Raw genomic sequence first — 5,870 nt, forward strand, 5'->3', positions numbered from 1 at the left:
ACCCCGCGCGAGGAAGCGATCACCCACGGCAGCCAGTCGGTCATCAATGTCGCGCGCAACCTCACCGCGGCCGGATGGTAAGAGCGCTCGGACCACCTCCAGACCCGCTTCCCAAAGCGAAACGAGTGTGGAGGTGGAACCCACCGGCCGCCTCAGCACGCTGGTGGTGGTGCCGCGTCTATCACCTAGGCAAACACGTCCCCGACGGCATCACCTTCCGGCGTTACGGGCCAAAGGCGCGGTTTGACCACCACCTGCCCGCCGACCCTCCGGTCGTGGACAAGACCGGCCGACGAGTGCTCTACGTCGGTGAGGACTTGGCGACCTCGGCATGCGAAGTTTTCGGCGAGGCGGGCGTCGCCGCGATATGCCCCTACTACCGGGTCGCCATCATCGCCCCCACCAACACCCTGACGATGTTCGACCTTGCGGCAAAAGGCGCAGCCCTGGCGATCGACGCGCTCCCCGCCCTCGGCGACGGCAACGAAGCCCGTTCGCTAACACAGCAGTGGGCCCGCGCCATCTACAAAGACCAACCCGCCGGACCCGGAATCACCGGCATTCACTATCGCTCGGGCTACAACAGCGGCGAGTCACTAGCACTGTGGGACTGCGATGCCGACGTCGAAGTCGTGCGCGACGGTGGCGGCCATCCACAAGACATCGCACTCGGCGACCCACGAATTCTTTTGCGGCTGCAGGTTCAGTTGCGCCGACGCCGAATCAACATCACCACAGTGGCTTCCAGCGAATGCAGCGAGTGCAAGAAAGAAGCACTCGCCCCCTGACACCGCCGCCGCGCCTACGACGTACTCGCCGAACAGCACCAGCACACCACCGACGCCGAACGCATACACATCCGGTCAACGCGCGTCACCAACGTTTTGTCGGCGGCTGGTCAGCGATTGACGGCTGCCGCTACCTCAGCCGGCCTCCGGACAAGATCAGATGGTGCTCGTTTCCAAGGCCAGCGATGGTGTTAGGGCGAATCACCGATCAGTGGCGAGCATCTCGGCGATATCGACGAACTTCACACGGGGTCAGCCTATTTCGGCGCCTCACCTGAGTGCCTCGGCATCGGTGGTCTGCCACTGTTTCCACATCAACGGCGCCGCGCCGCGCGGCGCGCCAATGATGTCGAACACCGACGCACCGGTGAGGCTCGCAACACGCTGTCCCGCATCGTTTTTCCCCGGATGGCCGTATGCCGAGAGCCTTCAAGCCCCCATGCACGACCTCTACGTCCCGAGCGACACCACCAGTGGGTTTGAGGACGATGGCGGTGATTGAGGGGTTTGAAATTCGAGGCCAGACCGTTGAATGCGTTTGCGACCTGTGCGCCTCGACGGCACTATTGCGGACTGACTGCGGACCAGCACGCTGGTGGGCAGCGGGCCGACTGCTGCTCGTTTCCGCACCCCACGTCCCGCCCATCTTTCACCGTTTGGGATTTGTCGGCAGCCACTTACAGCCTCAAACCCACCACGACCAGCGCGAGGACACCGAGACCAGCGATAAAGGCGGCCATGATCCCAGCTATCGAGTAGGGCGTGGCTCCGACTTGTGCCTGTAGTGCCTTCATCTCCTGACGATGCTGAATCCAGGCCAACATCAGGCCTATCAGGCCGATCAGGATCATGACCATCCCGACTAGCCACGGGCTAACGACCGTTTCGCGATGCTTGTCCGTCGCCAGGTACTGAAAAAACTTGAAAATCGTAAAACCAAAAGTGATTAGCGATGTACACGTGCGGATCCACGCCATCAGCGTTCGCTCCGAAGCGAGGCGGGTGCGTTGCACCGCGAGGCGGGTGGATGTGTCGAGCGGTGGATCTGCCATTCAGGGAATCCTCTTCGAATCGAAGCCCAAAGGCAGTTGTAAAAGACGATTCCGCCACGAACTCTCCATCGGTGCGCCGGAAGTTGCCCCGCCACGTCCCGTACATCGCGGTTGCGATCAGCTATCAGGGATGCCGGACTGCAGCTTGGCCAGCACCTGGTCGAGGTTGAAACTGGCCGACTTCTGCCGCTGCGGAAACTCGGCGAACGTCTGCAACATCTGCGCGACATAGGCCTGCGCGGGAGTAAACACCCAGACGCGGTCGATCATCCAGTCGAAGTAAGTGTTCGATGTGATGTCAGCCCGCTCATAGGGGTCGGTCCGCAGATTGAACAGCTTCGGTGCACGCAATTCGGTATACGGCTCCAGCCAGATCCGCAGCGTCCCGACGGCCCGCTGCTCCATGAACACGATCTTCCAGTTGTCGTACCGCAGCGCCGTGAGATCGCCGTCGTCAGATACATAGAAGAAATGCTGGCGCGGGCTTTCGTCGGTCGCACCGGTGATGTAGGGCAACTGGTTGTGGCCGTCAAGGTGAACCTTGTAAGTGGTGCCGTTGAGGTCAGCGCCGCCGCGTAATTGGTCGGCGATGTCGGACACCCCGACTGCCGCCAGCAGGGTAACGAACCAGTCATTGTGGCTGACAATGCCGTTCAGCACAGTGCCCGCTGGGATATGGCCCGGCCAGCGCACCATCGCAGGGACGCGGTAAGCGCCCTCCCAGTTCGAGTTCTTCTCGTTGCGGAATGGCGTCATCCCGGCGTCGGGCCAACTGTTCATGTGCGGGCCGTTGTCGGTGGAGTACATGACGATGGTGTTGTCGGCGATGCCAAGTTCATCGAGGGTGGCCAGCAGGTCCCCGACGATGTCGTCGTGATCGAGCATCGTGTCGTGATACTCAGACTGCAGCGCCCGGAGCGGCCGACGCTCTCCGGCTTGGGGTGCGTGCGGAAATGCATATGGGTGGAGTTGAACCACACGAAGAACGGCGTCTCGGCGTCGTGCTTGCGTTTGATGAAATCGACTGCGGCGTCTCGGAACTCCTCGTCGCAGGTCTCCATCCGCTTCTTGGTCAGCGGGCCGGTGTCCTCGATGCGCTGCGTGCCGTCGGGGTTCGCCCAGGTGTGCAGGACACCACGGGGTCCGAACTTCTCCCGGAACGCGGGGTCCTTGGGATAGTCGACGTTCTCGGGCTCTTCTTCGGCGTTGAGGTGATACAGGTTGCCGAAGAACTCGTCGAAGCCGTGGGCCGTGGGCAGGAACGCATCGCGGTCGCCCAGGTGGTTCTTGCCGAACTGCCCGGTGGCGTAGCCCTGCGCCTTCAAGGCCGTGGCGATGGTCGGGTCCTCTGCCTGCAGACCGAGCGGCGCACCCGGCAGGCCCACCTTGGTCAGGCCTGTGCGGTACGGGTTCTGACCGGTGATGAACGCGGCCCGGCCAGCGGTGCAGCTCTGTTCGCCGTAATAGTCGGTGAAACGCGCACCCTCGCTAGCGATCCGGTCGATATTGCGGGTCCGGTACCCCATCACACCGTCGCTGTAGCAGCTCAGGTTGCTCTGTCCGATGTCATCGCCCCAGATGATCAGAATGTTGGGTTTGTCGGTCATCCAATAGCCTTTCGCCGGTGAAGGCCGCGACCGCCGGGCGCGGCCAGGCCCCCACCTTCTGGACGCCCGCACCAGGGACGCTAGACCCCAATCCTGTCGGCAGCGTTGAATTTTGCGAATCCGGTCGGTTGGCCCCTGTAGCGGTTGGCATGACCCCAGAGACTTGGAGCGATGTCCTGTTTACGACCCGTAAACCAGGTGGCCCGCACGAGGCGTGGTGTCCTGAGCCGAGACGCCATCGGGAGACGGTCGCGACGGGTGAGATGAAAGTGTGTCAATGACCGACACCAGCGTCGACCCGAGTTCGTCCTACGAGATTGTTGCGGGGTTTCCGAGCACTGCCGGAGCCGGGCGCGCACATGACGACGCAGCTTTTCAACGAGGGTGGTGGCCTATCGGTTCTGGTATCCGACAGTGTCCGCAGAGGGCATCTTCAACGGCAACCGCGAAATCGGCATCGCCGACAACCAGGCCCCCTTGGGATCGCCGCATGTGGTCCCGGTCAGGTCGGCTTCACCCCCTGAACTCCGACACCCCAGAAGCCCTGGGCCCGGCGAGAGAGCGGGCGCTGGCCGTGCGAGGCGCACACCTTAGGTCGACGGGCGTCGTCCACTAGCCACCTAAGGGTCGGTTAGATCGCTAACGCCCGATAGACGGTAGCGCGGCTTACGTTGAGCGTGGTTGCGATGGTGCTGGCCGACTCGCCGCTGTCGTGCATCCGCCGCGCTAGAGCGACCTTCGCGTCAGTGAGCGCCTAGGGCCGACCGATGGACTGCCCACGTGCCCGACGTGCATCCCGCGCTGCTGTACGACGTCCCCGACCCAACTCCAACTCAAGCTCCGCGAGACTGGCCAGTACACCGGCCACCATGCGACCCGTCGCATTGCTCGTGTCGATCCCCTCGCGCAGCGACCGCAGCACGATCCCTCGCTCCCCAAGCTCGCGGATGGTCGTCATCACCTCAGCAGCGTTGCGGCCCAAGCGGTCGATGCCAATGACGACTATGCCGTCGCCCTCGCGTGCATAGTCCAGCAGCGCAGCGAGTCCCGGGCGCTCTGCTCGCGCTGAGGCACCCGACAGCTTGTCGGTGTACACCCGATCCGCGTCCACGCCAGCAGCAGTGAGCGCCGCACATAGAGGCTGGCTCACCCGTCTTGGTGCCAGCCACGAGTCGCCACAGTCGACGCACACCAGTGCGCTAACCTGTGACCACTTGACCCCCAGGGAGCTCAAATGCGTGAACAGCTGTTCGACTGTGTCGCACAAGTAATGGTCAGGGCGCTTTGCATGTCTCGTCTGTGTCGCCTCATCTAGCGCGTCCGAGCGTGTCTTGGGACATTGATGGGACACCGGGTCACGCCGCGATTCGCCCCTCCCTTGAGGCCGCCTGGGATGTCCGGAGCATCCAGGAATCCCAGGCGGTTCACTGCGATCTATCTCAAATCCGTGTCTTCATGATCGGCTCAACCGGCTCCCTAATGTCCGTCTCCTCATGATGATGACTTGCTCGAACCGGGTAGCGAAGGCCGCGTCGGCTGGTCTTTTAGGCGTGACCAGTCGGCGCGGCTTGGTAGCGCGCTACGCGGCTGCCTTGGTGTAGTCGAGTTCGAAGAGCGCGCGGTTCTCATTGATGAACTCCTCGACGGTCACGAGGGGCTGGCCGATGATGTTGGGGGCAGCGTCACTGACGCCCGCCAGGCGGCCTTCCTGCTGGTCGATGGTCACGGCCTCGAAGTGCTTGAGTTTGGCGGTGTCGTCCGGCAGACCGATCAGCTCCAGGAATGTCGTCACCGTGACCTGCTCGTACGGGAGGTCCTTGCCCAGCACGCGGCTGACCTCAGCGGCCAGCTCTTCGTGGCTGTACTCCACCGGACCGGTCAGCGTGTAGGTCCGACCGCGGTGGCCTTGTGGATTGGTGAAGATCTTGGCGGCCGTCAGGGCTATGTCACTGCCGGCGATCGGCGCGAAGCGACTGTCGGCGTCGTACGGCATGACGTAGCGGCCGTAGCGGATCAGGTCGGAGACGTAGAGGAGCCACTGCATGAAGAACGTGATCCGCAGGTGCGTGGTGGGCACGCCCGACCAGTCGAAGACTTGCTCGGCGAGCCAGTGGTTCTGGGTGGCCTTGCTGCGCGCATCTGGACGCGACTGGATGTGCGACATGTTCACGATCAGCTCGAGGTCCTGCTCCTTGGCGGCCTGGGCGAACATGACCGCGGCCTCCACCAGTCCCTCCCGACCGGGTAGTTGAAGTAGGCGCGGTGCACGCCGTTGAGGGCCGCGCGTACGTCGCGGAAGTTGAGCAGGTCACCGAAGACGACCTCGACGCCCTTGTCGCGGAGCTGCTGAGCGCGCTCATCGTCCTTGCGGACCATGGCACGCACCTGGAAGCCTTCCTTGAGCAGGTAGTCGACCATCGGTC

General features: G+C 63.2%; 4 protein-coding genes and 2 pseudogenes. 1 reads left to right on the forward strand and 5 read right to left on the reverse strand.

What is annotated here, in order from left to right; genetic code table 11:
• The first annotated feature begins 209 nt into the window (after window positions 1-209).
• A complete protein-coding gene (locus tag QOI01_RS22580) occupies window positions 210-788 on the forward strand; it encodes an RES domain-containing protein (protein WP_526384902.1) in 579 nt (192 codons plus the stop codon).
• Between the two features lie 677 nt (window positions 789-1,465).
• Here the strand turns inward: QOI01_RS22580 and QOI01_RS22585 are convergent.
• The 5 genes and pseudogenes from QOI01_RS22585 to QOI01_RS22605 form a co-directional block, all read right to left on the reverse strand.
• Window positions 1,466-1,840, reverse strand: coding sequence for a DUF202 domain-containing protein (locus QOI01_RS22585; RefSeq protein ID WP_526384896.1), 375 nt, complete (start codon window positions 1,838-1,840; stop codon window positions 1,466-1,468).
• Window positions 1,841-1,957: 117 nt separating this feature from the next.
• A pseudogene (locus QOI01_RS22590) lies at window positions 1,958-3,447 on the reverse strand (arylsulfatase).
• 631 nt (window positions 3,448-4,078) lie between these two features.
• Window positions 4,079-4,612, reverse strand: a pseudogene (locus QOI01_RS22595) (recombinase family protein).
• Between the two features lie 414 nt (window positions 4,613-5,026).
• Window positions 5,027-5,659 carry a Rossmann-fold NAD(P)-binding domain-containing protein gene (locus QOI01_RS22600; protein WP_526384898.1) on the reverse strand — a complete coding sequence of 211 codons (633 nt, stop codon included), beginning with the start codon at window positions 5,657-5,659 and terminating at the stop codon, window positions 5,027-5,029.
• Window positions 5,620-5,870: NmrA family NAD(P)-binding protein (locus QOI01_RS22605; RefSeq protein WP_526384900.1), on the reverse strand; the 251-nt coding region annotated here is incomplete at its 5' end. The genes QOI01_RS22600 and QOI01_RS22605, both read right to left, overlap by 40 nt.

Origin of the sequence: Mycobacterium sp. (assembly GCF_032162605.1) — a bacterium.
GTDB lineage: Bacteria > Actinomycetota > Actinomycetes > Mycobacteriales > Mycobacteriaceae > Mycobacterium.